The organism is Lapidilactobacillus gannanensis, from assembly GCF_003946675.1.
Taxonomy (GTDB): Bacteria; Bacillota; Bacilli; order Lactobacillales; family Lactobacillaceae; genus Lapidilactobacillus; species Lapidilactobacillus gannanensis.
In genome coordinates, this window is the sequence record NZ_RHOT01000023.1 from 14,916 (window position 1) to 39,065 (window position 24,150).

Below are 24,150 nucleotides of genomic sequence, written 5' to 3' on the forward strand. Positions count from 1 at the left end.
ACTACGCCTAAGCCTTTACAAAACGCAATTTGGTATTGCTATCAATAAATTGCAATAAGTCAAGATACTCGGGATGAATGTATCCAAGAATATTAGTTTTCTCACTGAAAGGAAGATCCCGCTTGGCAATTTGCAATTCACCACTGTAGCGACCATTTAATAGGTTGTCCTGCGTAAGAGTACCAAGTGGGCGTTCACCAGTTTGTTGAATAGCAATGTCCGAGGTTCGAGGGGCGATAATTCTGATTAACTTATCAGCAACATCTTTACGAACGGAGTAATCTTGACTAAAAAACGCGGCATCTAATCCATTAGTAATTAGTGGTACAGTCATAATTCTTTTATCTTGATATAGTTTTATGGCAGCTAAAGTTGTTAATTTTGCTTTTGGATCGCCAATAACAACATCAGTGATGTTGAAACGCTCAATTAATTCAACAGCACTCACATACGGATTCTTGCCACGATGATCTTCTAGTGTTGGTAATCCTTGATAAAGTGGAAATCGTTTGAGTTCATCACCGGGGACAAAGGCCAGTAAGTTTATCTTAGTTCCTCGGTATTTAGCATTTAGTTTAGTAAAGTATTCTTTCGATAGGCCTGTTTCAACTTTAGGGTAAAAATTATGAGCCGCGTGAATTTTGTTTAAATCAATATCATTTTGCTGTGCTTCATCTAGGTAATGTTGGTCAATCGTACTAGCATTAAGAAATAGAGTGAATTCACTTTGAAGCTGATGCAGCAATTGCCAGTCATTGAAACCATAATCAATCCGCAATGCAGTCAGGCCTAATTTGTGGAGGGCCGTAAAGTCGTTTTTGGGTAGTTTTAGGACTTCAAATGTTTTTGGTGAAACATCCGGCACTAGAGTCAAGTGATATTGATTACAAACGCTTAATAATCGCGCCATCGTCGTTGTTACTTTTGAAAAATCATCTTCAGGAATATGAAGTGAGGTAAAAACGAGATTTGCACCATTTGCAGCTGCCTGACAAATATACTTCTCATCAAATGTTTTTAGGTAGACCGAAATTCCTAGCACGTAGATAACCTCCCATATAGATTGAATGTATGCGTTCTCTTAATACGATACCAGTATATGCTCATGGAAATATAATTTCAATAGATTTCATAAAAGAAATAAATATTCATTTAACCCATAAGAATAAACCTTGATAAATCAATAAATTTATCAAGGCTTATAATGGATTACTTATTCAAAAAACTTTGTACATGGACGTCATATGAACAGAAATCAGTCAGTATTGTTCAACAATTATTTTTAAATAATTACTGTTCAATGAAAATAAATGAGTGACATCCCTTAATATTGTACTTGATTATTAGACTACTCTTGCTAATGGATGTGAGTTAATTTCGAGTGTTGAGTAATGGTAGCATAATAGATTTTTTGCGACGTAGACGCCACCATAAATTCGGTAGCAAAATGATACTAATACAAATGAGGGTGAAAATCCAACTATACCAGGCGTGAAGATGTAAATTAGCAATGATGATTAGGCCAATTAGCACTAATGAAAACAGCCAACTAGTGCTGGGAACACTGAATAAATGGCCAGTATTTTCGACTGACTGATGAACAAAAAGTAAATAACACAGCCAGGCACCACCAATACTAACTACTAAGTAAAATGCTATTAGCGGCCATAACCTAGTATGACTTGAGCCGGCCAACATTAAACCTAAAACGTTACTATTTTGTTTACCGATTTGAAAAGAAATTTGAATACGTTTGACTGCTAGTTCTAATAGCCACCAGAATAAACTAAAGCCTAGTAAACCAAATATCTGGTTACCAAAGAACAATCCAACTAGATAGGAGAAACTCCAAGCAGCTTGGTTAAGTAAGATGTTGTATAGGAAAATCATGATTAAATTTGGAAGTCCAAGATTCAGATGTTGCCAACTAATCGCAGACAGCCAGATGAGTAAGGAACTAAACCAAAAGATAATGGTCATAAGCAGAATCGGCCAGGAATTTTCCCACCAGATTGTCAGGAAGGTTTGACGTTGTGGTTGACCGGTTGTTTTAAGCCAATTATAAAATTGTCCCTGATTATTCCAACTAGCACTTAGCCAGCCCCAGATTAGGGCAAATATAAATAAGAATCCGTTGGAATTATCAACATCGTAAGTGTCACGAAAATAAAGCCAGTCGGCGTGGCTACTATGATGGTTATTAATAAATCGAGGAATAATTCCTTGGCTGTGCAGTGAAATGCCATCTAAGATGCTAAAGGCCAGGACAATCAGAAAAGCGACTAACAACCCAAGCAGTAGCAACTTTTGGCGCTGACGAATAATTTTATTAATTGAAGCGGTCATAAAATTCTCCTTCTTGATAATAAAGAGTCCAATCATTTCAAATAAATTGCCCGATTCTTTAGTGACGATTAAAGTTAAAGATCGGCCACCGCTGATGCAAAGTTGACCAGAGATTAGTCATTATAATTACAACAAATAACAGTATTATAATGAAAATTGATGAAACACCTGGCATATTGTAAAAAACAATCGCAACCAAGACCATCATTAAGATTGAAAAAGCCCAACGTGATTGCGGAATAACGAAAAATTCACCAATATTTTCACCAGAAATATGTTGAAATAGCCAATAACTTGCCAGGGTGCCACCAAATATGATGGCTAAATAAATACCAGCTAACGGCCAAAACTTCATATCAGTCATTGGGTAAAGAAAATTATTCCACAAATCGAAATGGGGATGATCGAGATAGTAAACGACTTGTCCAGCAGTCCACCAAAAGGCAGCCAAGGCTAGTAAACTAAAAATAGCATTGCTAAAGAACAGACTAACGAAGGTCATCATAATCCAGGCCGCTTGGTTAATGAGCAGATTGGTTAGAATGATTAATAGTAGCTGGCTTAGGCTTACTTTCAATCCAGACCAAGATAAGGTTAGTGTCCAAATCAAAGTGAGACTACCCCAATAGATCAAGCCTAACGTTAAAATTGGCCAAGCCCGCTCCCACCAAAGGGTTCTGAAAATTTGTTTGCGATTGTAGCCATTTGTTATGAGAAAGCTGTAAAAGCGTCCATTGTTGTCACGGACACCATTTAACCAGCCCCAAAACATGCTCAAAAAGAAGAACCCATAAGCTTGAGCAGGGAAATTAACATAAACATTAAAGTACCACGGTCCCGTTTGCTTTGGTTGGGCGAGTTGTTTAAGGATTATACTTTGGTGATAACTTGGCATCATTGTTAATCTCATCAGAATTAATAGAGCGGTCATGATTGCGGTGACTATCAGAATTGGTCGTTGGCGAAGACGAATGATTTTTTTCAAAGCAGTTGGCATTAAAGATCATCCTTTCCATAGGCGTATTCAACTTTAAAGAGATCACTTAAGCTTAGTGGCAAGCTCTCCATCAAGACTGGGGCTAGTCCCTTTAAGTTCCGATCAATTTCCGGCGTGTAGGCTTTAAAGAAAACTTCAATTACTCGACCGTGAATAGATAAGATCTGACCTTGGTCACTTAATAATTTAGGTACTTGATTCTGTCGAAAGACCAGCTGTAACTTTTTGCTTTGGGTACGAAAGGTTTCCAAACTGATATCAGCTACCAATTGTTCGTGCTTCAGGAATAACACGCGATCTGATAGGCCATCCAATTCAGTTAGGTTATGGGAAGCAATCAGAAAACCCTGTTGGTGATCAGTATTGGCCTTAATGATTAATTTAATGATGTCTTCGCGAACCAACAAATCCAATCCATCAAATGGCTCATCAAGTAGGATAAACTTAGCGCCACTGGTGATTGCTAGGGCAATAGCTACATACGCTTGTTGGCCCTTAGAGAGATCGCGAAATCGTTTCTCTGGCGCTAGTTTTTGGTGGGCCATCAATTCACTGAATCGTTTCTGGTCGAAGTTAGGGTAAAGCTCAGCGTAAAAAGTGGCGACTGTTTTCAAGGCATAGCCTTTGAAGAAATTCTGTTGTGGATCAACCATAATGAGTTCTTGGCGGCCTGCTGGTGCGGTTGTGAAGGATTGCTGGTCAAGGGCAATCTCGCCTTGATCAATTCGATATTGTCCCGTTAGACAGCGCATCAGTGTGGTTTTACCTGCACCATTGCGACCAACAAGCCCGACAATTTCTCCAGCTGACCAGCTGAAAGTAATTTGTTGAAGAATTTGATGATGTTGAATTTGTTTAGAAAGTTCTTTAACGGTTAATTTCACAGTTACTCCTCCTGAAATTGTTCGGTTAACCAAGCTTGTAGTTGGTTTTGGGTCAAACCCTGAGCGCGTGCTTCAACGACAAACTGTTGGAATTGATGATGTAATTTGGCGACTTGTTGCTGATTAACTTGTTCGGCTGGCTGACTAATAAATGACCCGCGACCTGGTTCGGTATAAATTTGCTGTTGGCTTTCGAGCAAACGATAAGTTTTTGCAACAGTATTAGGATTTAAATTTTCTTGAACGGCCATGTCGCGCACAGATGGTAGCTTGTCACCGGGTTGCCAAATTCCTTGCAGAATTTCCGTTTTAATCTTAAAAGCAAGGCGTTCATAGTAGGCCTGACCTGAAAAATTCGGTGCCATCAGTAATCAACTCCTTTACGTGTACTATTATACCTAGTACACTATTAAAAACAAGTGAAACTTTTATTTTATTTCCGAGAAAAAAAGTTGTTGCCCAACTCGAGTGAGTTTTGGCAACAACTTTTTAATTCAGCAATATTATTTAAAATAGCAGTTAGTTTTTCTGGCGAATTAATTTTGGTAAATATAAGAAAATGACTAGGCCAATCACGAAAAGGATACTTAATGAAGCTGCACCAATTGTTGAGCGCCCAGTAATCTGGGTGACAACACTGACAATGACGGGGCCTAAAACGGCTGAGAATTTACCAAGGATATTGTAGAAACCGAAGAATTCACTACCGGATTCTTTGGGGATGAGTTTACCGAAGTAAGAGCGGCTTAGCGCTTGAATCCCGCCTTGACTGGTTCCGATTAGCACGGCTAAGAACCAGAAATCAGCGGTTGTATTTAATTTCAAAGCATAGAGGCAAATAAACAGATAAATAATAATCCCAGTTAGGATGCCAACGCGGGTTGATGTTTTATTCGCCAACCAACTATAGAGCAGTGAAAACGGAAAGGCAATCAGTTGGACAACCAGCAGCACAATCATCAAAGTGGTGGTAGTGATGCCAATATCCATCCCAATTGAAGTCGCCATGGTGAAGATGGTGTCAACACCGTCAATGTAGAAGAAGTAGGCAATTAAGAACCAAGCCACTTCTTTGTACTGACGAATGTGCTTTAAAGTTTGCCAAACGCGTTTGAAACTGTCACGAACGGGATGGCGATCCGGTTCAATCGCATAAACTTGTTGGACGTTTTTCAATAGTGGGGCATAGAAAATCAGCCACCAAACCGCGGCTAAGGCGAAACTCCAGCGAGCAACGCCAAAACTTGATAATTGGCCAAAGCCCTTGGTAAGTTGCAGAATTAAGAACAGAATGAACGCCATAACGCCACCCAAGTAACCAAAGCCGTAACCATAGGAGGACAGTGAATCCATATCGTTATTAGGCGCAACGTCAGTCAAAAAACTATCGTAAAAAAGATTGGCCGCTGAATAGCCGATGATGGAGAGGATGTAGACGGCTAAAAGCCAGCGCCATTGGGAAGTGGGAATAAAACTGAGCCCCAAAGTAGTCAAGATACCAACCCAGGTAAAGAAGTTAAGCATCTTTTTCTTAAAGCCGCGATAATCAGCTAACGCGCCTAAAACTGGTGCTAATAACGAAACAATCAAAGTGCCGAAACTATTGGCATAACCCCAGTAAGCTGTCGAATTGGCGGCGCTGACACCACTGCTTTGAGCGACAGCCTTGAAGTAAACCGGTAATACGGCCGTTGTAATAATAATGCCGTAACCGGAGTTGGCCCAATCGTAAAAGATCCAACTCCATTGTTGTTTGCTAAATTTGTTTTTCATATGTCCTCCTACTTAAAAATCTCGCTTAAGGCATGACCAGGTAGTGGCTCTGGAAATTCGAGACCGAGTAGCTGGGCAAAGGTTGGTGCTTCATCGACTAAATTAGCCTGTTCGATTTCAACGCCAGCTTTAACAGCGGGGCCATTGAACAGAATCGTGGTCTGATAGTCGGGCTTATCTGGATCGTAACCGTGAACGCCGTGGTAACGGTCGGGAGTGCCTAGACTACCCGGGTCGACTTGCTCGACAATCTCAGGACGATCACTTTCATCAGTAAAGTAGTAGCCTTCGTTGGCCTCAACCATCAAGGTGCATTCAGGATCAGCACCACGCTGACTGGCAGCTTTGCGACTATAAATTTTTTCGACGCCCTCGACTTGACTGATAGCTTGGCGTAACTCAGCCAGTTTCGTGAAGTTTTTGGTGTAGATATAGGTGCTACCGTCACAGGTTTTTGCCATAACTGACCATTCCTTAAAAGTTTGATCGGCAGCAGGTTTGAGCCAACCTTTCTGGGCAAATAATGTATTTAAGTGAATCATTTTATCGACATTGATTTGGTAGTGGTCGCCTAGGATCACAAAATTGGTGTCCTCATAAAAGCCACCATCTTTCGTTGCTTGAATCATTTCAGCAACTTGTTGGTCTAATGTGTGTAAAGCAGTCATTGCTTCAGCAGAACGAACGCCATAACGGTGGCGCATGCTATCCATAGCAACTAAATGAATCATGGTCAGGTCAGGCCGCTTATTCTTCAATGTATCAACGGCGCACGCCGTAATGAACGCGTCTAATTGTGGCTGATGGATGCCATCACGGAGCTGACCATATTTATGATTTAACTCAAGAATAAATAGGGGTGAGCTTGCTTTCAATGAGACCAGCACTTGATTAGTCCAAATACGATTAGGAAAAATTTCGGCCAGATTATAAGTGATTTTACTACCAGCGGTAACGGGCCACAAAAAGGCAGCAGTTTTCAAGCCCTGCTCACGAGCTAAGTCATAAAGTGTTGGTACTTTGACATCTTTTTGATACCAATACCAATCAGGTGAACGCCGCTCTGGTTGAATTTTGGTATTGTTGACGATCCCATGGGCGCTTGGGTATTGACCAGTGATGATGGTGGTGTGCGAAGGATAAGTTAGCGTGGGATAAATACCCGTGACTGATTTGGCCCAAGCACCGGTGTGAATCAGCTTTTTTAAGGTTGGTAATTCATCTTGGTGCTCGCGTAAATCGCGAAAGCCCAGAGAATCTAATGAAATAATGACCATATGTCGATTTGCCATACTGAAAACTTCCTTTATCAGGTGATAAATGATTTATTTAAGATTACTTAAATTATACGCCACTTAAGATTGAGATGTAATGACTAGTTAAGTGTCATCAGATTCCTCAGCAATAGAATTAGTATGTTTTGATAGATTCCATTTAGGCCGGCCGTGATTAAATATTTTTGAATAATGATTGTGTCATGATCAGTGTCATTAGTGAAATTGAAATAACGAGAGTTTCAAAGTGCTTTTATAATGATGCTTGCTTAAATAAAAAGCTTATTATAGTATAAAAATGCAAAGTAAATATTGTGGCAATGGTCTTATGATTACGATATCTTAATAGTATGATAAAGCTAACGTTTGTATGGGGACTAACGCTGTTATGAGACCAGCTCGTTTAATGAAATCATGGTATTAATGAGCGATTAAATAATTTTAAATCTGGATTTATGACAATTAATGAATGATTATTGTGGCAATAACTTTTGAGCAATCTTGATGGGAGTCAAGGTTTTGAATAGTAATTACTAAATTCTCGATTAACTATCAAATTTCAAATTTATCAGTGCTAGTCATCTTGCAAACTCGTTTGCTGGCATGGCTTTTTTTATTGAAAAAGTCAGTGATTTATCGTTTATCCAATTGTTCTTGGAGGATGACGTGGTTCTAATATTTTTTTATTTGTTAATGACGAAGTTTATCGATGAACTAGAACTAGCTTAGAAGTCGTAATGAAGAATTGATGCTGTAAATAATTGGGGGTTTTATTAATGAAACGTAAATTTATGATTAGGGCTTTATTTATGAGCCTATTATTGTTAGCTACAGTTGGTTTGACTACTAGTGTTAAGCAAGCGACTGTTTTTGCAGATACAGTTGATGCAACAATTGATGATTCCAGTACTCGGAGTATCACAATCCACAAATATGCTGGTACAGCTGCACAGGCAACCGGTAAAAATGAGAGTGCCACCGGGACCACTACTGATGCACCTGCGAGTACTTCCACACCACTTGCCAATGTTCAATTTACTATTCAAAAAGTAGTACCAAAAACTGGTGAAACTTCAGATAGTATTGTAGCAAGCAATCCAGATACTTATCAAATGTCTGGTGATCCTTTCAAGGGTTCAACTAATGCAGATGGTACTTACAAGCAAAATTTAGGTACTGGAACGGATGTTGATGGCTTATACTTGGTCACTGAGTTAGCGTCACTTTCAATTGCAACACCAACGCCAGCATTTATCGTGAGTGTGCCGCAAGTAAATGCAGACGCGACTTCAGGAACTAATAATTCAGTGAATTATGATGTCAATGTTTATCCTAAAAATGAAGTTGTTAGTACGACGTTAAATCCAACGATTGCTTTTCACAGTACCCTTGATAATCCGCTTGGTACTACTGATAATCCGGATACGCAGATGACCTCGACCATGTCCCAAGGTCATGTGATTTATAAATATACTATTGATACGCCAACAGATATTACTAGTATACTTCAGTGCTAAAGTTTGTTAGTGATTCTATAGAAGAATTTCCAGACCAAGTTAAGAAAAATAATATGGATATCTCCGGTCCTGATGCTGATATTCGTGTATTTTACCAAACTTCTGATGGTACAGTAGCACGATTGAATTCCAGTGATATAGACGCCGAAAATCATAGTGTAGGTTTGCCGATTACGATAAGCTCCTCTGGTATGGATAAGGTGAAAGGTTCAAAAAAAATTTTTGTATTAATTAATACTACGGTAAGAGCACTTGCTGCTACAAGCAGTGTACCAGCGACAACTGTAGCGCCAAATAATTTTACAGTCACTTACAAAAATTCGGTTGGGATTACTACGACTGAGCGCCCGCAGTCTTCAGTGAATGTCTACTTCGGTAACGTAAATGCGAAAGTGGTTGATAATAATCAAAGTCCACTGTCAGGTGCAACCTTTCATGTAGCCGCTTCCTTGGCAGATGCTAAAGCTGGGAAATGGCTACAACTCTCCAAACTTAAGGACGATGATACAAATTATGGCATCACTGAACCTGTTATTTTAACCTCCGATGCTGATGGTAATGTCTCATTAACCGGCTTACAGGTTGATTCTACTACAAAAGAACAGAAGTATTATTTAGTTCAGACTAACGCACCATCTGGTTATGACCGCGATAGTGGTATTCGTGAAGTAACTGCTTCAGCAGATACAGTTCTAGATGCCACGTTTGTTGATAGTAAATCATTTTTACCTAATTTTCCGTTATCCGGTTCTAAGATGAATCTTTATCTGATAATTGTGGCTGCACTACTCGTTGTTATTGCGGGGGCATTGATTGTTGTTTACAATAGTCGGCGGCGTCATGGTGATCATCGTTCTGCTCGTTAATGCCACTGTTGGTTGTCAAGTATCAACCGGAAAGTGGAGGTGAGCCAATGTTTTTTCGAGGTAGTCATGATTTAGAACAAGATTGGAAAATAATTAGAAATTGGTTACTTATTAGTAGCCTTTTACTGGTAGGACTCTGCTGTTATCAACCGACGCAAGCCGCTCAGGCAGCAATAGTGAAGATTGATAAGTTGATTACTATTAAGACCTCGAATCAAACAGTCACGCAACAAACAGCACCACTGGCAGGAGTCCATTATCAGCTACAGGCAGTGACACCAACTAATTCGCAACGTCAGCCCCAAGTGTCTGATCCACAGTCTTATCGAATTTCAATTGGTAGTCGGTTATTCACGGTAACACTGATTACGGATCAAGCTGGTCACGCAATTTATCGGAATGATTCGTTATCAGCTGGGTATTACCTGTTAAGTGAACAGGTTTCCACGAGTGTTCCTAAGCCAGCAACACCAGTTTTGATTTATTTTGCTGACCATGGTTTAGCTGGTGCGGCTAATGATGAGTTTGATTATGTGCCTAAGTCTGGGTTAACATCAGCAGCTAAATCACCAGCAACAATAACTTCCAGTCCAGCAACAGGCAATAGTGCTAATGAACTTGGACCTAATGCTAAAATCATGCAGTCTAGTGGGCACGTATTGCCAAGTTGGTTGATTTTAGTATTCGGCGGAACTTTTTTATTAGCCATTGGTGGCGTAGTTTTTAAACCAGCACGGCAGAAAAATTCTTAAATAAAATCAGACGTTACCTGGTATGGTAGCGTCTGATTTCATTTATTGAAAATAAGGAGGGCGTGTGTTTCGATGAAGATGAAGAACTCAGATAAGCAAAAGCGCTCACCGTGGCTGTTAGTGATGAGTGTGGTGCTACTATTAGCGGCAGCATGTTTATTACTTTATCCGTACCTGCGAACAACTCAGCAAATGGCGGCCAATCAAAAAGCTGCACTGACGGTTGAAAGAAGCGTCACTCCAAAAAAGAATGATCGGCAAGAATCAATCAATCAAGCAATTAATCAGTACAATCAGTTAGTGGTTCAGCAGCAACAGATGAACCAAATTGGTGGTACTAATGCCAGTCGAGACCGCTTAGCTTTAGTTAGGAAGTTTCAACCAGAATTACGACATCCTCTGGGGTTTGTCACAGTGCCAGCAATTAAAATGTCAAGTATGCCTTTTTATTATGGTGATGATGATTGGGCACTAACTCATGGTGCTGGCTTATTACCGTGGACGAGTATTCCTAACGGTCGACGGGGGACATTAGCCGAAATTACCAGTCATACAGGAATGAGTCAGGTTTTTTTTGATAACATTCGTTATCTTAAGAAAGGGGATCTGATTTATGTGACGGTGGTTAATCAAGAATTCGCTTATAAAGTAACTCGACGGCTTGTCCTCGATCCCAATCAGCCCAGTAGTATTCGCACTTCATATGCCAAAAAAAATCAAGACCAGATTGCCTTAATGACTTGCACACCTCGGTACATCAATAATCGCCGTTTAGTGGTTTATGCTCGCCGAACTAAATTGAAACAAGCACATCACACCCCGGTTCAAATACGTTCTCAGTGGACACCTGAGAATATTATGGCCTTGCTTAGTATTATTCCGTTGTTAGCAATTATCGTTATTCTCTGGCTGTGGTGGCGTAATCGTAGAAAAGATCGTGGGCAAGATGAATAATCTTTTAAAATGGCTAACGCTACCGTTGTTGTTGACGCTGCTAGTTACTGGAATCTATTACTGGAGTTATCAACGTTTATTAACCGGGCAGGATCAAACACAGTATCAATTAACTAAGAAACAGATTAAGCATCACTTAAAACAGACCTCTGTGTCAAATTCTGGACAGCTTAAACAAGCTCAGTTAATTACTGATGCCAACACCCGAGATCTGTTGTCGGCACGAACTCAGTTTCAACAATTGGTAGCGACGCAAGGAATTGGCGAATTGTCAATTCCAAAAGTGGCAATCAAGCTACCAATATTTAGCACGCCCACGATGGCAACATTGAGTGCCGGCGTGGCTCGCTATTTTCCACAACGGGCTCTTGATGCCAGTGGGAATCAAGTACTGATTGCCCATAATTTTGATGGTGCTGATGTTTTACTACAACGAATTAATCAGCTACAACGCGGTGATCATCTGTTTATTACCAATCAGAGTAAAATTTATGATTACCAAGTTCAACAAAATCAGGTTGTGGCACAGTCACAGGTATCTGTCTTGGATAATGTTCAAACTACTGCTCAACTGACTTTAATTCGCTGCGAGGGTGGCGCGCAAACGCCCTGGCGCCGGGTTGTGGTGGGACGGTTAGTTGCTCAACGACCAATTACACAGAGGTTAAGCAAGATTGGGTTAAGTGTTGATACTAATAATTTAACCAATGAGACACAATTATCAGTAGTTCAGACGAATTTTGAGCAGCTAACCATATTTGTTAGCAGTCATGTCTTTAACTTTTCGTGGTTGATTAGTCTTTTGGGCTTGTTATTACTTAGTTGGTGGTTCGGAATTAGCGGTTATTTGCGAACAAATAATGATGGCAGTAATTGAGTTGAAATCAGTGTAGTGGCTTTGATTATCAGTTAAGGAAATGACTGTCAATAAATTGGCAAGTTATCAAAAAACGTTATGATAACCAGCATCTCATTATTGGGTGAGTGTTGATGTCATAACGTTTTTAAGTATTATTAGATATGGTGCTCAATTTCAGGTTTTTCGGATGGGGTACTTGTTTTTTTCTTGCGAAAAACCCAAATGCGCATTAGTACGAAATTAAACGGAATCGTGATGATCAGGGAAATCCAAGGAGCAATTTTAGCAGATAGGCCCCAAACATTGACCCATAGATGGGGGATGTACATGCTGATCAGCATGGCAATACCATAAGTAGTGTAATATTTGACTAAAGTCCAAGCTGTGAAATGGTCACTCTTGAATACGTATTTGAAGTTTAAGTAAATTCCGAGAATCGAGGTCAAGAAAAAGCCTAAGCCATTAGCCAATGAAGGGCCGATATACTGATAGGTCAAGTAGTAGATAATCATGGTCAGAATTGTGTTCAGACCACCAACTAGGCCAAACTTAACAAATTGTTGAATCAGTTTATTTTGGAGTAACCGTTTAATAAATAAGTTTTCTTTCATGAGGACACTTACTTTCGTCGTTTTTCTAAAAAATATATTAGGTTCATGGCACGACTGGCGTGAGAACAATTAATAAACTTGCTAATTCGTAATTAAAATAGAAATTGTTTTTTTGCTACCTAATAAAAAACGACAATCTGGAGATATTCCCCATAATTGTCGCTTTTTTCACGTCAATGGATCCTGGCGGATTCGAACCGCTGACCTCTTACATGCGAAGCAAGCGCTCTCCCAACTGAGCTAAGGACCCAATACGTGTTTTATTTTACCGCAAATTTAGTACTTTGACTAGTCTTTCTCAGCAGATGTTGCAGCTAATTCTGGTTCAGCTGGTACTGGTGTTACGCTAACCGTGAACCAGTTCATGAAACCGTGCTCGATTTCAGTGAGTTTGAATGTAAACTGCCCAATGTTTTCTGTTTCGCTGACTTTTAAATTAGGATAATTCTCCATGAAGAAGCCACCAACTGTAATAATATCGGACTCTTGAAAGGCTGGTAATTTCGTATGGAAGTAGCGTTCAAAGTCATACAAGGTGGCCTTGCCACTGACCTTCACGCTGCCATCGTCTTGCTTAATAATATAGTCATCGGAAACATCGTCAATTTCATCATGAACGGCGCCAAATAATTCTTCATAAATATCCTTATCAGTTACCACGCCACTAGTCCCACCATATTCATCGACAACGACAACGATTGGTGTTTGTTTCTTCAGCATCAACTGTAGAATTTCATCGATCGGCATACTTTCTGGCACAGTAATCAAGGCTCGTAAAATACGACTAACACCTAAACTGCCATTAACTTGATTCTGTTGCACAATATCATGAGAATAAATATAACCGATTAAATTATCCTTGTCGTTATCTCGTGTCACAGGAATACGGCTGTAACCTTCTGACAGGTAAACGCCTAACGCCTCGTGAACAGTCTGTGAAACATCGATTACGGTCAGTTGGGTACGGTCAGTCATAATGTCTTTAGCAATTCGGTCGTTTAACTCGAAAGCTCGTTCCATGTAAAGTAAGTCATTTTTATCCAAACTACCACCAGAAACGGCTACTTTGGATAAGTTCAAAATCTCGGATTGCGAGAAGACTTCATTTTCCTCATTAGCGACTTGCATGCCCAACATCCGCACAATTCCAGAAGCTGAAACGTTCAGCAGCCAGACAAAAGGATAGAAAATTTTATGGAACCAGAATAGTGGCGTTACGACAGCCATCAGTACTTTTAATGGCATATCGATACTGATATTCTTCGGCACGATTTCGGTAATAACCACTTCCAAATAGGTTAAGAGGATGACACCAACGACAGCGCCCAGCGCACTTAAAGAATTACCAGAAGCAAAGTGTGCCCAACCGAAGAAATCAACTAATAACTGTTCGATAGTCGTCTCACCAATCCAACCTAGGATAATCCCAGTTAAACTTGTGCCGACTTGGGTAGTTGATAAATATTCGTTTAAGCTCTGCACCATTTTCAGTGCCCGCTTCAACTTCCGCTGATTACCGTTGTTTTTGTCGAGTAGTTCCTCGATTTGACTACTCCGGGTTTGAACTAACGCAAATTCAGCAGCAACAAAGAAAGTTGCCGCAATAAACGTAATAACAATAATAAGTAAATTAGTCGAGATGGTATTTGCACTCACAGAAGAAAGCCCCATTATTTATAATAGATTACTGACGATTTGCCAGTGACAAGTGATGTGTCGAACGCGACAATCATCACTGTTCCTACCTATTCTAACATGTTTTAAGGCATTGGTTTAGTTTTATCAAGTGGCTGCTAGTTGACAAGCAACAATCAGGGGCCAATTTGGTGACAGCCTGGCTATTTTATGTGACGGCTTAGCTGCGCATTCTAGTAGGACTTTAACGTAAAGATGCCGGTTCCTAACCGATTGCTGCTTGCTAAATCGGTCAAGTGAGGGGACTGAGCCAAATAATTCGCCGAATCTTGATAGGCTAACGGTTGCACGGCGTTATAACGGACGCTATAATGAAATTAGTTGAAATTACAGGGGTGAAACAATTGGCAACAGAAACAAATCAACAATATATGCCAGCTGACTTGGCAAAACTACTTCATATTAGTGTGCCAACTTTACGTAAGTATTCGTTATTAGTCGAGAAGGTAACTAATAATTCCAATTACTTTACAAGAAATCAACAGAATGTTCGCTCGTATACTGAGAAGAATCTGATTGATTTACAAAAATTAGTGGCGCTGAGTAAGCAGCGGGATATGACTTTGCAATCAGCAGCACAACAGATTTTTGCTAAGGGCAATCAACAACAGATTATTACTTCAGCGGCGCAACTAAATAACCGTGATGATCAGGCACAACTATGGGAACTTTGCCAGCGTCTGAAGGGTGAGGTCTTAACAACGAGACAACGTTTGATCAAGCTTGAAGAAAGAATCGCTCAATTAGAGGCACGACCAACTTTGGCTGGTACACAACCAGTGGCCCCTAATCCAGAAGCTAACTTGGCTGCCGATCCCACTGGTGCCGCGGCTGATGCTGCCTTGATCGAACAGACTGTTGCCAAGAACGCGGCGACCACACAAACAGTTTCTAAAGAGGATCCAGTTGATCCAGAACCCGAAACGGCCGCAGAGTCAACGACTGATAGTGGCTTAAAATTCACCGAACCGTTACCCAGCGATGATCCTGCCGCTGCCGAAAGTGCGACTCACCATTTGACTTTTGACGACGAAAAGGGCACTAACGACCAAGAACAGGTATATGATCATCCGCATAGTTTGGCGGACATGCAATTACCTGATGATAACAAAACTAAGAAACAATCTTGGTGGCATCGCGTAACCGGTAAGTAGGGCGAGCGCCAAAATGAGAAATCCGTCTAAAATTGCTGTCTCGCTCACTGCCACTAACAGCAGTGAGTTGAGTCAGCAGTTAGCCAAACTGGCTCAAGCCCAGTTGCGACACCCATTACTGGTAGAGTGGCGATTAGATTATTGGCAAAACTGGTCTAACTTATTACGCGGCTATCAACTACTGCGACAGCAGATCCTGCCGCAGCAATTGATCATAACATTGCGTACTAAAGTTGCTGGTGGTCAGTTGAATTTGACTACTACTGCCTATCAAGAACGGCTTTTACAGTGGCTGCCGCAGTTATCGGCAGCTTATTGGGATGTGCAGTGGTTACCAACGATGACTGAGTTTTCGCAACAATTACGACAACTAGCTGGTAACCGACAACGTTTTATTTGGAGTTGCCATGGTTTAGTAGCAAAATCTTATTTGCAAAATTTAACTATTTTGCGTAAAATGGCGACAACCGCTGCACCAACTGATTATTTGAAGTTAGCGGTGGTTAGTCGTAATAACGCCGATACATTAGCGCTGCTAACGGCGACGTGGCAGGCATATCATGAGCTTTCACAGCCTTTGATCACCATGGCCATGGGTGCTAGCGGTCAAAGTTCGCGCATAATTGGGCCACTATTTGGTTCCCAAGTGAGTTTCGGTGCTTTAACGGCGACTGGCTCAGCACCAGGGCAACTACCATTGCATCAATTGGATCAAATTCTCCTTGATTAGTTCTGTTTCGCAAGAAAGGACCACTATGAAACAATTCAGAAAATTTCTGTTACTACTATTACCATTGATTTTTCTACTGACTGCTTGTCAAAGTCAAACAACCACCAAGAATAGTGGCCGTACTTCCTCCAGCAGTAAGCAAACCAGTACTTCAAGCAAAACAACTAGCAACAAGAAAGTCAAATTAACGACGGTGCCGTTAATTGGCACTTGGACAACAAGTGCTGGGGTGAAATTTACTTTTAATCCTGACGGTAAGTGGATTTATGAGACTAGTAATGGTGCTAAGACTGACGGAACTTTCCAAATTGCTGGTGCAACTGGCCGTGATGTTTTAGTAAAACTACACGGTTTGGATCAGGATATTGGTGGCATTGGTAATTATTTAGGTGTCCGTTTTGATACAACTAAGAAGAAGTTAATGATTGTTGGCTTCGGTCGCTTTACACTAACTGGTGAAGCAAGTCAGTTGACAACCGATTTATTGTTGCCTAAAGCATTCTCAGGCACGCCGAATACCTTCCGTGAAGAATTAGTCGGTACTTGGATGAATACTGATGAGAGTGCCACAGATGCGCTGACGACCAACTATAATCCTGATGGCACTTATGAACGCTACAGTAGTGTAAGCAAGCAGGTTGAAACTGGTAAGTTCATGGTTATTAGTAATCATAGCGATAATAAGAAGCTTGAAATCAAATATACGCCGGCTACTGGTAAGGCCTATACAACTAGCTTCACGCGTGATAACGGGATCAGTCAATTGACTACCTCTAGCAAGGGAATTGTGACTACCTATGTGAAGAATCAGATTCCTGAATAATGAGTTGTATTAATAGGCGACAAATAAACTTGGTAGATTAGGAATTTAGCTACTAATACTGGCCGCAAGAAATTGAGATATCAGGAATTAAAAGGAAAACAAATTTTCTGATGAAAGCTTTTTTTCAAAGAATAACCAATTTTATTTAAGACGATCAGCCGTTGAGCATTAACGTAAAATAACGAACAATTCTGCGATAAGAATTGTTCGTTATTTTTGCGTAAAGCGATAGCAGTTGCCTTGGGACAACACTTTAACCACTGAAGTTCATTTGTTTTGTAGTAAAAAGCGATCGTCATGTTTTATGCAAATAACAACTGGCAGACTGAGCAGTATTATGTTGGTTACACCTATTGTTGTTCAAGTGCTGCTAGTTTTGCTAAGGCCTGTTGATATTCCTGAATAATTTCCTGATTAGTGGGGTCTTCCTTAGCAAGGGCTTGCTTGAGAAAATCATTTAATACCGGATTAGCCTGTTCAGCTAATTCACCGACGGCCCAAGCTGCGGTTGCCCGGATAACTGGCCGTGGATCTGTGTCAATGACGGCCAGTAAATTTGGCAGGGCACTATGATCATGAAGATTGACCAATGCAATAATGGCATTACGTTGGAGCGGTTTTTTTCCGCGCCACGACCCGGCCATGGGACCAAATTTTAATTTAAAATCATGGTTACTAATACTTAAGAGTGGTACTAATTCGGGCATGACCGCCTCTGGATCAGGCTCCATATCTTCATGATAGTGATAATCTTTCCCCTTATTAAAAGGACAGACGATTTGGCAAATATCACAACCATAAATTACATTACGAATGAGTGGCCGAAATTCTGCAGGCATTAACCCCTTGGTTTGCGTTTGGTAGGACAGACAGCGTTGCCCATTTAAACGGCCATCGCCCATTAACGCTTGAGGCGGACAAGCTTCAATGCAACGCCGGCAAGTACCACATTGATTAGCCATTGGTTGATCAGGTGTCAAAGATAGATTGGTAATAATTTCGCCAAGGTAAACGTAGGAACCAAATTCAGGCGTTATTAATAGCCCATTGCGGCCGATGAAGCCTAACCCAGCACGTTGCGCCACAGCAACATCAATCAGCTCACCAGTGTCAACCATGGGCTTAAAAGTGATCTCTGTTGCTTGATCAGCCAGTTCCTTGATTTGGGCAATTAAAGCAGTCATTTTGTTGCGCAGAATTTGATGGTAATCGTCGCCCCAGGAAGCACGCGCAAATTGGCCACGGTGATAGTCAGTCCGCGGCGGCCGCTGCTTCATGCGAGTTGGGTAGGCCAAAGCAATCGCAATAATCGACTGTGGCTGGTCAAAAATTAAATCTGGATCTAAGCGTTCATCTAAGTTTTGATGTTCAAAACCGGTCGTATGGCCAGCAGCCTTTTGGGCAACTAAACTAGGCCGCAAATGTTCGAAATCTGCAGCCGTAGTGAAACCAATTTTATCAATTCCAATTTCCTGACTGGCCGCAATAATCGCTTGTTTAAGTTGATCGTTAACCAATTAATGATGCTCCTTCCGTGATAATTCAGGGACTCGTCGTTGTAGTAGCGGAAATAAATAACGATCCATGAAATAATAGGTAATCCCAGTTGCCAAGCAGTAGGCTGTGTCAAAGGGTAACCCTTGCAAGTAATAGGCTAGAAAATTTGGCAAATGATAAAATGGCACGTTAAACAGGGCATTCCAAAAGCCGAAGCTAAACGCTAATAGAGCGGCAATAACTGCTCGACTTAGACGCCATTTTTTTAGTACAAAAGTTTTACTAAGCAGTTGCCAAATCATGAAGATAATTAAATAAGCTATTATTTGAAAAAGCGTCCAAGGACCAACACCGCCAGTTCGAATATTGGCAGCCAGAACAGTTATTAACATTGTTAAACTACCCGCAACGCCACCGGCATAGCTTAAAATTAATAAGAAAAAAGCCAAAATCATCGAGAAATTTGGTAACGCGGCAGTTAAGTAATTTAAGCCTACACCCAACGCGCCCATTAAAGCGATAAAAGTAATCCAGCGCACTGATTGTGTTCTCATTGCAAGGTACCTCATTTAGTGTTTTATAATAATGTAAAATTAAATAATTCTTTCCAAAAATCTGTGCGCCTAATATAGAATAAAAGTGGTCCTAACGGCAAGCTGAATCAAGTTCCGTAGTTACTACCACCAACAATTAGAAAACGATTTTCTGAACCAATTTAGGTCAAGATTTAAGGAAAGATTTTTTTTAAGAACTTTCCTTGAAAAGTATACACTAGTTTGTTAGGATAGAGCTATAGGAATCACGCATTGCAACATCAAATAATTGATGTTCATAGTTTCGTCACAAAATCTTCACACTTTCTTCACATTTAGAAAATCCTAAGTAATAGCAACCGTCAATTAAGATGGTTGCTATTTTTTTGTGTCATTAAATGAAGTTAGGATAATTGCGAATGACTATTTTGAATGATATTAGCAGCTGAAGTTTTAGATCTGGTAAGGTTGATAAAACAGAATTAGTTCTGACTGCATTGCGGACTGCCTGTCGTGGAATACGGCCGGCTGATTGAAGCCAATTACAGACCCAAGTTCAAAGTACTAAAACCCGGTAAAGTTATTAAAACAGAATTGGTTCTGACTGCATTGCGGGCTGCTTGTCGTGGAACGCTGCCGGCATTGATTGAAGCCAATTACAAACCCAAGTTCAAAAACACTAAAATCTGGTGAAGTTTTTGAAACGGAATTGGTTCTGACTGCATTGCGGGCTGCGTTCCACAACCCGCCGGCCGCAACGGAGTTGTCCACTGTTTCGCCCCAAACCAACTTTAGATAAAATCGCCCAGCAACCACCTTCTCAAATTGGGGAAGACTTGGCATTAAGCACAGTTCCACAACCCGCTTTAGTTTTAAATCGTTCTGAACACAAGGTACTAACAAGTAGTGCCCTGTTTTGAGCGCACAAAAAAAGCAGACGCCTAAGGTCTGCTTTTCTGCATTCATTAGAATGATATCTTTTTCAAGTATTGGGGGGAGATGAAAAAGAAAATTTGTGCTTCAAAATTATTGGGGGAGAAGTCATTTACTTGACTACGGTTATTATAATAACTGACGGCTATGAAGCATCTATGATAAAAATCTTTCTAAAAAAAGAAGTTTGGCACGAATTAATCAGTCAAATAAATTTTCCGCAAATCCGCAAGGTCATTTTCGTTCACATTTAATTCATATTTTAAGTAATTGTGAACATTTCCTGACATTGCCTTAATATCAGCCTCTGCTTGAGCTAAATATCCAGGATCTACAATCCAAAATGCCCGCGAGTTTTCAATTGAGACGGAATTGTGACCTTTTTTCTTTAAATCTTGCAAAAATTCTTTGAGAAAATCTTGAGTGACGTCATTAGTCATTAAATAATCTTGCCGAATTGTCGCTTGGTCAACGCCTAACGCATTTAATAGGAAATAAGCGCCCATCCCAGTCCGATCTTTACCACCTGTGCAGTGAAATAGAATGGCTTGGTTATCCTGATCATTGGCTAGTAGAAGCTCAAAAAAACGTTGATACGCTTTGATGGCATGAGGATCAGTGACGAGGTTGTGATAGGCTTCAACCATTTTTTGATAGCCGATATTTGGTTTTTCGTTTAATTCAGTGGCTATTTTCTCGGCATCTTCAGTACTGTGGGTTTCGTCTTCAGAGAAAACGGGATCAAAAATATATTCTGCTTGGCTCGGAACTTTGTCAGGACCGTTCTTGACTTCATCAGTTGAACGGAAATCGATGTCTTGAAAAACGCCGTAGTCATTTAAGTAAGTTTGATCAGCAACTGATAGATCACACAGATGACCAGAGCGAACAATCTTGTGATATTTGATGTGCTGACCAGTTTGTGTTTGATAACCACCAAGTTCGCGGAAATTATGACCATTTTTAATATTAAGTAGACGTGATGTCATATTAAGATTCCTTTCTGTAATTACCTAAATTAATAATCTTCTTAATCATAACAGGAAATATTAAGCCGAAGTAGGTTTTTCGCTGAATTAGCTAAGGTGAATCTGTTTTTTTGTGGATCAACTTAATGAAAATATTGTTGTTTTCGGGAACTGGTTAAGGATTACTATTTGTTAATAGTAATTTTGACGTCAAAATCAGTGATAACTGGTACAATTAGGTTAGTTCTTTTTATTTGCCTTAATTAAGGTAAACCGATGAAGCAATTATGCGCAGATAGCTCGTTTAAAAGATTATTTTAAAGAAATCGTAGGTGCAATCAGATGAGAATTCTTTTAGCAAATCAGGATTTGACAGGTCAAGTGACGGCTGCTCAGTCCGGTACGACAATCGCCAATGTAATTCAGGCCAACTACGGTGAAGCGGAAATCATTAATTTACCTTTTGATGGTAAACTAAGTCAGATTGTTCAGGCACTACATAGCTGGAATGGCGGCGATTTGGTCAAGTTCAATTATTATGGCCCTGCTTGGGAAACACGCCAAGATGATTATTTAATGACGAACTTGGATTATCAAAAAACAGCGGTAATTGACGCGAGTGCTTTTAGTAATCCTGAATTGAGTCAGCACTATGATAATCATGATTTATTTCATGCTTCCAGTTATGGCTTAGGTCAACTTATTTTGGACGCTGTTACTAATGAAGCTCAGGAAATTGTTTTATTACAAGGGGCAACGGGCATGGTTGATGGCGGCCTGGGCTTGCTACAAGCATTGGGTGCTGTTGTTGCCGATGAAAGTGGTGACTCAATTCCAGTTGGTGAGAACCCATTGATTAATTTTGGTCAGATTGATTTGGCTAAAGCCACAGATTTATTGGCTAAGGTCAAATTTACAATTTTAACTGCTGATCCAACAGTCTTCAGTGGTCACCAGAGTTCGATTGTTAAAAGCGGGGAACAGTTAGGTTTAACTAAGGAGCAGGTAGTTCGGCTTGATGTTCGCGCAGGCAGTTTCAATCGTATGATGCGTAATGCAATTGGTTATGACCTGAGTCAAATGGCTGGAACTGGTGCTGGTGGTGGCATTGCCGGAGCCTTAGTTTGTTTGAATGGTGAGTTAGTTGCTGATCCCTTTGCTTGGCTGTTTGATAAAATGAAACTTGCGCACTTTTTAGAGGATTTTGATGCGACTATTTTAACAACTGCTGGTATTCATCAGGATTTTCTGAATTCATATCTTGGCCATTTAGCGCTCCTCTGCAACGAGGCGCATCTGCCTACTGGTTTATTAACGTTGCAGCGTGATTTACCAGTTAGTGAGCTTAATTTGCCTGCTGTCAGCACGATGCTGCTAGCGCCTAATGCAAATTGGCAGAATAATCAAGATCATGCTGAAATCAAACCAGAAGTGGCTGATTTGATTCTTAGCTTGGAGAATACCAGTCAGGAAATGATGAAGTTATTAGTACCTCGGATAATTTAACTGATTAGTGCTGATTTAAGGACTGAGAAATTGGTAAATCCGATTGAAACAGCCCATAACTTGAAATAATAGCGCTCAGAGTTTATCATTTGTATATAGAAGAGAAAGTAGGTGCTAGTAATGGCTGAACAAGAATATCATAATATTTTAGTTCCTGTTGATGGTTCACCAGAGGCTGAATTGGCCTTTGATAAAGCTAAGCGAATTGCACAAACTAACGGGGCTCATTTAGACCTGTTAACAGTTTTGGATACAAAGCAGTTTGTTGGTAATTATGGTGGCAGCTTAACCGGGGATGCCATTTATCAAATCTCTGAAGATGCGCAGAATTATTTAGAGAATCTTAAAGCAGCTGCAATTGAAAAAAGTGGTTTAAAAGATATTGACATTCATATTCGTTTTGGTAATCCTAAAGTTGTCATTGCCCGTGATTTCCCACGAGATCATCATAATGACATGATTATGATTGGTGCAACTGGCCTTAATGCGGTTGAACGAGTATTGGTTGGTTCGGTAACTGAATATGTTAATCGTCATGCACCATGTGATGTTTTGATTGTCCGGACGGATTTAGACAATAAATTCCAAGGTAAGAAGAAAAAGTAAGTTTGCTATCATGACTATTAATAGTGATTGGGTTCTGTAAGGGGATGTTTTACTTTTACAGAACCTTTTATTTTGGCTAAAAAAGTATCAAAAAATTCGAGCATAATGAATAGATGGAGGCACTAATATGGGCATTTGTCCTTGGGCACTGACATCCCCAGAAATGAAGACGTATCACGATCAGGAATGGGGCCATCCTGAACATGATTCACAGAAGCTGTTTGAACTCTTATCTTTAGAAACTTATCAAGCCGGCTTGAGTTGGCAGACCGTGCTGAATAAACGTGCAGCTTTTCGGCGAGATTTTGCTGATTTTTCATTGGCAAAAGTGGCGGCGATGACGACAACAGATATTGAACAGTTGCTAACAGATACGACGATTATTCGCAATCGCCAGAAATTAATGGCTACAGTTAATAATGCGCAAGTGATTTTGGCATTACCGACTAAAACGGAATTCAGCGATTTTAACCAATATTTATGGCACTATGTTGATGGAAAACCGCAAATTAACTATCCACAAACTAGCCAAGAAGTACCGGCACAATCACGACTGTCACAACAAATTTCAGCCGACTTAAAAAAACTTGGTTTTAAATTTGTGGGACCAACAATTTGTTACTCATTCCTACAAGCCGTTGGTATGATTGATGATCATCTGGTTGGCTGCCCTGCCAAAAGTCAGGTTTAGATTATAATAATTATTGAATAGACATTTTAAATTTTGCTTAAACGAAGAAATGAGCGTATCATATTGTTTGTTATTCATATTTGATTAATCAATTCTTATATAAACCTGAATTATTCATAGTTCATAAAAATCCCGTCAGTTTTCGTATTTTTTCGAAAACTGACGGGTATGTCTTTATCTT

Annotated in this window: 25 protein-coding genes and 1 tRNA gene; 12 read left to right on the top strand and 14 right to left on the bottom strand. The window is 40.2% G+C overall.

Annotated features, from left to right (window positions below; translation table 11 throughout):
- Positions 1 to 7: 7 nt before the first annotated feature.
- The 7 genes from EKM81_RS07160 to EKM81_RS07190 all read right to left on the bottom strand — a co-directional run bounded on the left by EKM81_RS07160 (position 8) and on the right by EKM81_RS07190 (position 7,292).
- Positions 8 to 1,042, bottom strand: coding sequence for a MupG family TIM beta-alpha barrel fold protein (locus EKM81_RS07160; RefSeq protein ID WP_164509254.1), 1,035 nt, complete (start codon positions 1,040 to 1,042; stop codon positions 8 to 10).
- Positions 1,043 to 1,371: 329 nt separating this feature from the next.
- A complete protein-coding gene (locus EKM81_RS07165) occupies positions 1,372 to 2,346 on the bottom strand; it encodes a hypothetical protein (protein ID WP_125650279.1) in 975 nt (324 codons plus the stop codon).
- Between the two features lie 58 nt (positions 2,347 to 2,404).
- Positions 2,405 to 3,256 (bottom strand): hypothetical protein, encoded by an 852-nt coding sequence (locus EKM81_RS07170; protein WP_164509255.1) that lies wholly within the window; start codon positions 3,254 to 3,256, stop codon positions 2,405 to 2,407.
- Between the two features lie 86 nt (positions 3,257 to 3,342).
- Positions 3,343 to 4,227: an ATP-binding cassette domain-containing protein gene (locus EKM81_RS07175; RefSeq protein WP_125650283.1), complete on the bottom strand. Its 885-nt coding sequence runs from the start codon at positions 4,225 to 4,227 to the stop codon at positions 3,343 to 3,345.
- Between the two features lie 2 nt (positions 4,228 to 4,229).
- Positions 4,230 to 4,592 carry a GntR family transcriptional regulator gene (locus EKM81_RS07180; RefSeq protein WP_125650285.1) on the bottom strand — a complete coding sequence of 121 codons (363 nt, stop codon included), beginning with the start codon at positions 4,590 to 4,592 and terminating at the stop codon, positions 4,230 to 4,232.
- Positions 4,593 to 4,746: 154 nt separating this feature from the next.
- Positions 4,747 to 6,000 (bottom strand): MFS transporter, encoded by a 1,254-nt coding sequence (locus EKM81_RS07185; RefSeq protein WP_125650287.1) that lies wholly within the window; start codon positions 5,998 to 6,000, stop codon positions 4,747 to 4,749.
- 8 nt (positions 6,001 to 6,008) lie between these two features.
- Positions 6,009 to 7,292 (bottom strand): alkaline phosphatase family protein, encoded by a 1,284-nt coding sequence (locus EKM81_RS07190; RefSeq protein ID WP_125650289.1) that lies wholly within the window; start codon positions 7,290 to 7,292, stop codon positions 6,009 to 6,011.
- A 585-nt stretch (positions 7,293 to 7,877) separates the two neighbouring features.
- Between EKM81_RS07190 and EKM81_RS11450 the strand changes: the two genes are divergently transcribed.
- The 6 genes from EKM81_RS11450 to EKM81_RS07215 all read left to right on the top strand — a co-directional run bounded on the left by EKM81_RS11450 (position 7,878) and on the right by EKM81_RS07215 (position 12,240).
- Positions 7,878 to 8,003, top strand: coding sequence for a hypothetical protein (locus EKM81_RS11450; RefSeq protein ID WP_263853327.1), 126 nt, complete (start codon positions 7,878 to 7,880; stop codon positions 8,001 to 8,003).
- A gap of 47 nt (positions 8,004 to 8,050) precedes the next feature.
- Positions 8,051 to 8,791: a pilin N-terminal domain-containing protein gene (locus EKM81_RS07195; RefSeq protein ID WP_125650291.1), complete on the top strand. Its 741-nt coding sequence runs from the start codon at positions 8,051 to 8,053 to the stop codon at positions 8,789 to 8,791.
- Positions 8,785 to 9,657, top strand: a complete 873-nt coding sequence (locus EKM81_RS07200) for a SpaA isopeptide-forming pilin-related protein (protein WP_125650293.1) — start codon at positions 8,785 to 8,787, stop codon at positions 9,655 to 9,657. The genes EKM81_RS07195 and EKM81_RS07200 overlap by 7 nt, the downstream gene beginning before the upstream one ends.
- Positions 9,658 to 9,704: 47 nt before the next feature.
- Entirely contained in the window at positions 9,705 to 10,409 is a 705-nt protein-coding gene (locus EKM81_RS07205) for a hypothetical protein (protein ID WP_125650295.1), read from the top strand.
- A gap of 72 nt (positions 10,410 to 10,481) precedes the next feature.
- Positions 10,482 to 11,363, top strand: a complete 882-nt coding sequence (locus tag EKM81_RS07210) for a class C sortase (RefSeq protein WP_125650297.1) — start codon at positions 10,482 to 10,484, stop codon at positions 11,361 to 11,363.
- Positions 11,356 to 12,240 carry a class A sortase gene (locus EKM81_RS07215; protein WP_125650299.1) on the top strand — a complete coding sequence of 295 codons (885 nt, stop codon included), beginning with the start codon at positions 11,356 to 11,358 and terminating at the stop codon, positions 12,238 to 12,240. The genes EKM81_RS07210 and EKM81_RS07215 overlap by 8 nt, the downstream gene beginning before the upstream one ends.
- 137 nt (positions 12,241 to 12,377) lie before the next feature.
- Here the strand turns inward: EKM81_RS07215 and EKM81_RS07220 are convergent, their stop codons facing one another.
- The 3 genes from EKM81_RS07220 to EKM81_RS07230 form a co-directional block, all read right to left on the bottom strand.
- Positions 12,378 to 12,833: a GtrA family protein gene (locus tag EKM81_RS07220; RefSeq protein ID WP_125650301.1), complete on the bottom strand. Its 456-nt coding sequence runs from the start codon at positions 12,831 to 12,833 to the stop codon at positions 12,378 to 12,380.
- 177 nt (positions 12,834 to 13,010) lie between these two features.
- Positions 13,011 to 13,083, bottom strand: a tRNA-Ala gene (locus EKM81_RS07225).
- A gap of 38 nt (positions 13,084 to 13,121) precedes the next feature.
- The gene (locus tag EKM81_RS07230) at positions 13,122 to 14,489 is read right to left on the bottom strand and encodes a hemolysin family protein (RefSeq protein WP_125650303.1); all 1,368 of its coding nucleotides are present in this window, start codon (positions 14,487 to 14,489) and stop codon (positions 13,122 to 13,124) included.
- A 350-nt stretch (positions 14,490 to 14,839) separates the two neighbouring features.
- On the opposite strand from EKM81_RS07230, the gene EKM81_RS07235 reads away from it, so the two are divergent.
- Genes EKM81_RS07235 through EKM81_RS07245 form a run of 3 tightly spaced genes read left to right on the top strand, consistent with a single transcriptional unit; the run spans position 14,840 to position 17,235 of the window.
- Positions 14,840 to 15,682 carry a hypothetical protein gene (locus EKM81_RS07235; protein WP_125650305.1) on the top strand — a complete coding sequence of 281 codons (843 nt, stop codon included), beginning with the start codon at positions 14,840 to 14,842 and terminating at the stop codon, positions 15,680 to 15,682.
- Positions 15,683 to 15,695: 13 nt separating this feature from the next.
- Positions 15,696 to 16,412: a type I 3-dehydroquinate dehydratase gene (locus tag EKM81_RS07240; protein WP_125650307.1), complete on the top strand. Its 717-nt coding sequence runs from the start codon at positions 15,696 to 15,698 to the stop codon at positions 16,410 to 16,412.
- Between the two features lie 25 nt (positions 16,413 to 16,437).
- A complete protein-coding gene (locus tag EKM81_RS07245; RefSeq protein WP_125650309.1) occupies positions 16,438 to 17,235 on the top strand; it encodes a hypothetical protein in 798 nt (265 codons plus the stop codon).
- 350 nt (positions 17,236 to 17,585) lie between these two features.
- Here EKM81_RS07245 and queG read toward each other — a convergent pair whose 3' ends face one another.
- The 4 genes from queG to EKM81_RS07265 form a co-directional block, all read right to left on the bottom strand.
- Positions 17,586 to 18,752, bottom strand: coding sequence for a tRNA epoxyqueuosine(34) reductase QueG (queG, locus tag EKM81_RS07250; protein WP_125650311.1), 1,167 nt, complete (start codon positions 18,750 to 18,752; stop codon positions 17,586 to 17,588).
- Positions 18,753 to 19,286, bottom strand: a complete 534-nt coding sequence (locus EKM81_RS07255; RefSeq protein WP_125650313.1) for a hypothetical protein — start codon at positions 19,284 to 19,286, stop codon at positions 18,753 to 18,755. It abuts the gene before it with no gap.
- 543 nt (positions 19,287 to 19,829) lie between these two features.
- Positions 19,830 to 20,231, bottom strand: a complete 402-nt coding sequence (locus EKM81_RS07260) for a hypothetical protein (RefSeq protein WP_125650315.1) — start codon at positions 20,229 to 20,231, stop codon at positions 19,830 to 19,832.
- A gap of 164 nt (positions 20,232 to 20,395) precedes the next feature.
- Entirely contained in the window at positions 20,396 to 21,187 is a 792-nt protein-coding gene (locus EKM81_RS07265; RefSeq protein WP_125650317.1) for a tyrosine-protein phosphatase, read from the bottom strand.
- Positions 21,188 to 21,508: 321 nt separating this feature from the next.
- On the opposite strand from EKM81_RS07265, the gene EKM81_RS07270 reads away from it, so the two are divergent.
- The 3 genes from EKM81_RS07270 (at position 21,509) to EKM81_RS07280 (ending at position 23,969) form a co-directional block, all read left to right on the top strand.
- Positions 21,509 to 22,672, top strand: a complete 1,164-nt coding sequence (locus EKM81_RS07270) for a glycerate kinase (protein ID WP_125650319.1) — start codon at positions 21,509 to 21,511, stop codon at positions 22,670 to 22,672.
- 120 nt (positions 22,673 to 22,792) lie between these two features.
- A complete protein-coding gene (locus EKM81_RS07275; RefSeq protein ID WP_125650321.1) occupies positions 22,793 to 23,278 on the top strand; it encodes a universal stress protein in 486 nt (161 codons plus the stop codon).
- Between the two features lie 127 nt (positions 23,279 to 23,405).
- Positions 23,406 to 23,969 (top strand): DNA-3-methyladenine glycosylase I, encoded by a 564-nt coding sequence (locus EKM81_RS07280; protein ID WP_125650323.1) that lies wholly within the window; start codon positions 23,406 to 23,408, stop codon positions 23,967 to 23,969.
- Positions 23,970 to 24,150: the final 181 nt, after the last annotated feature.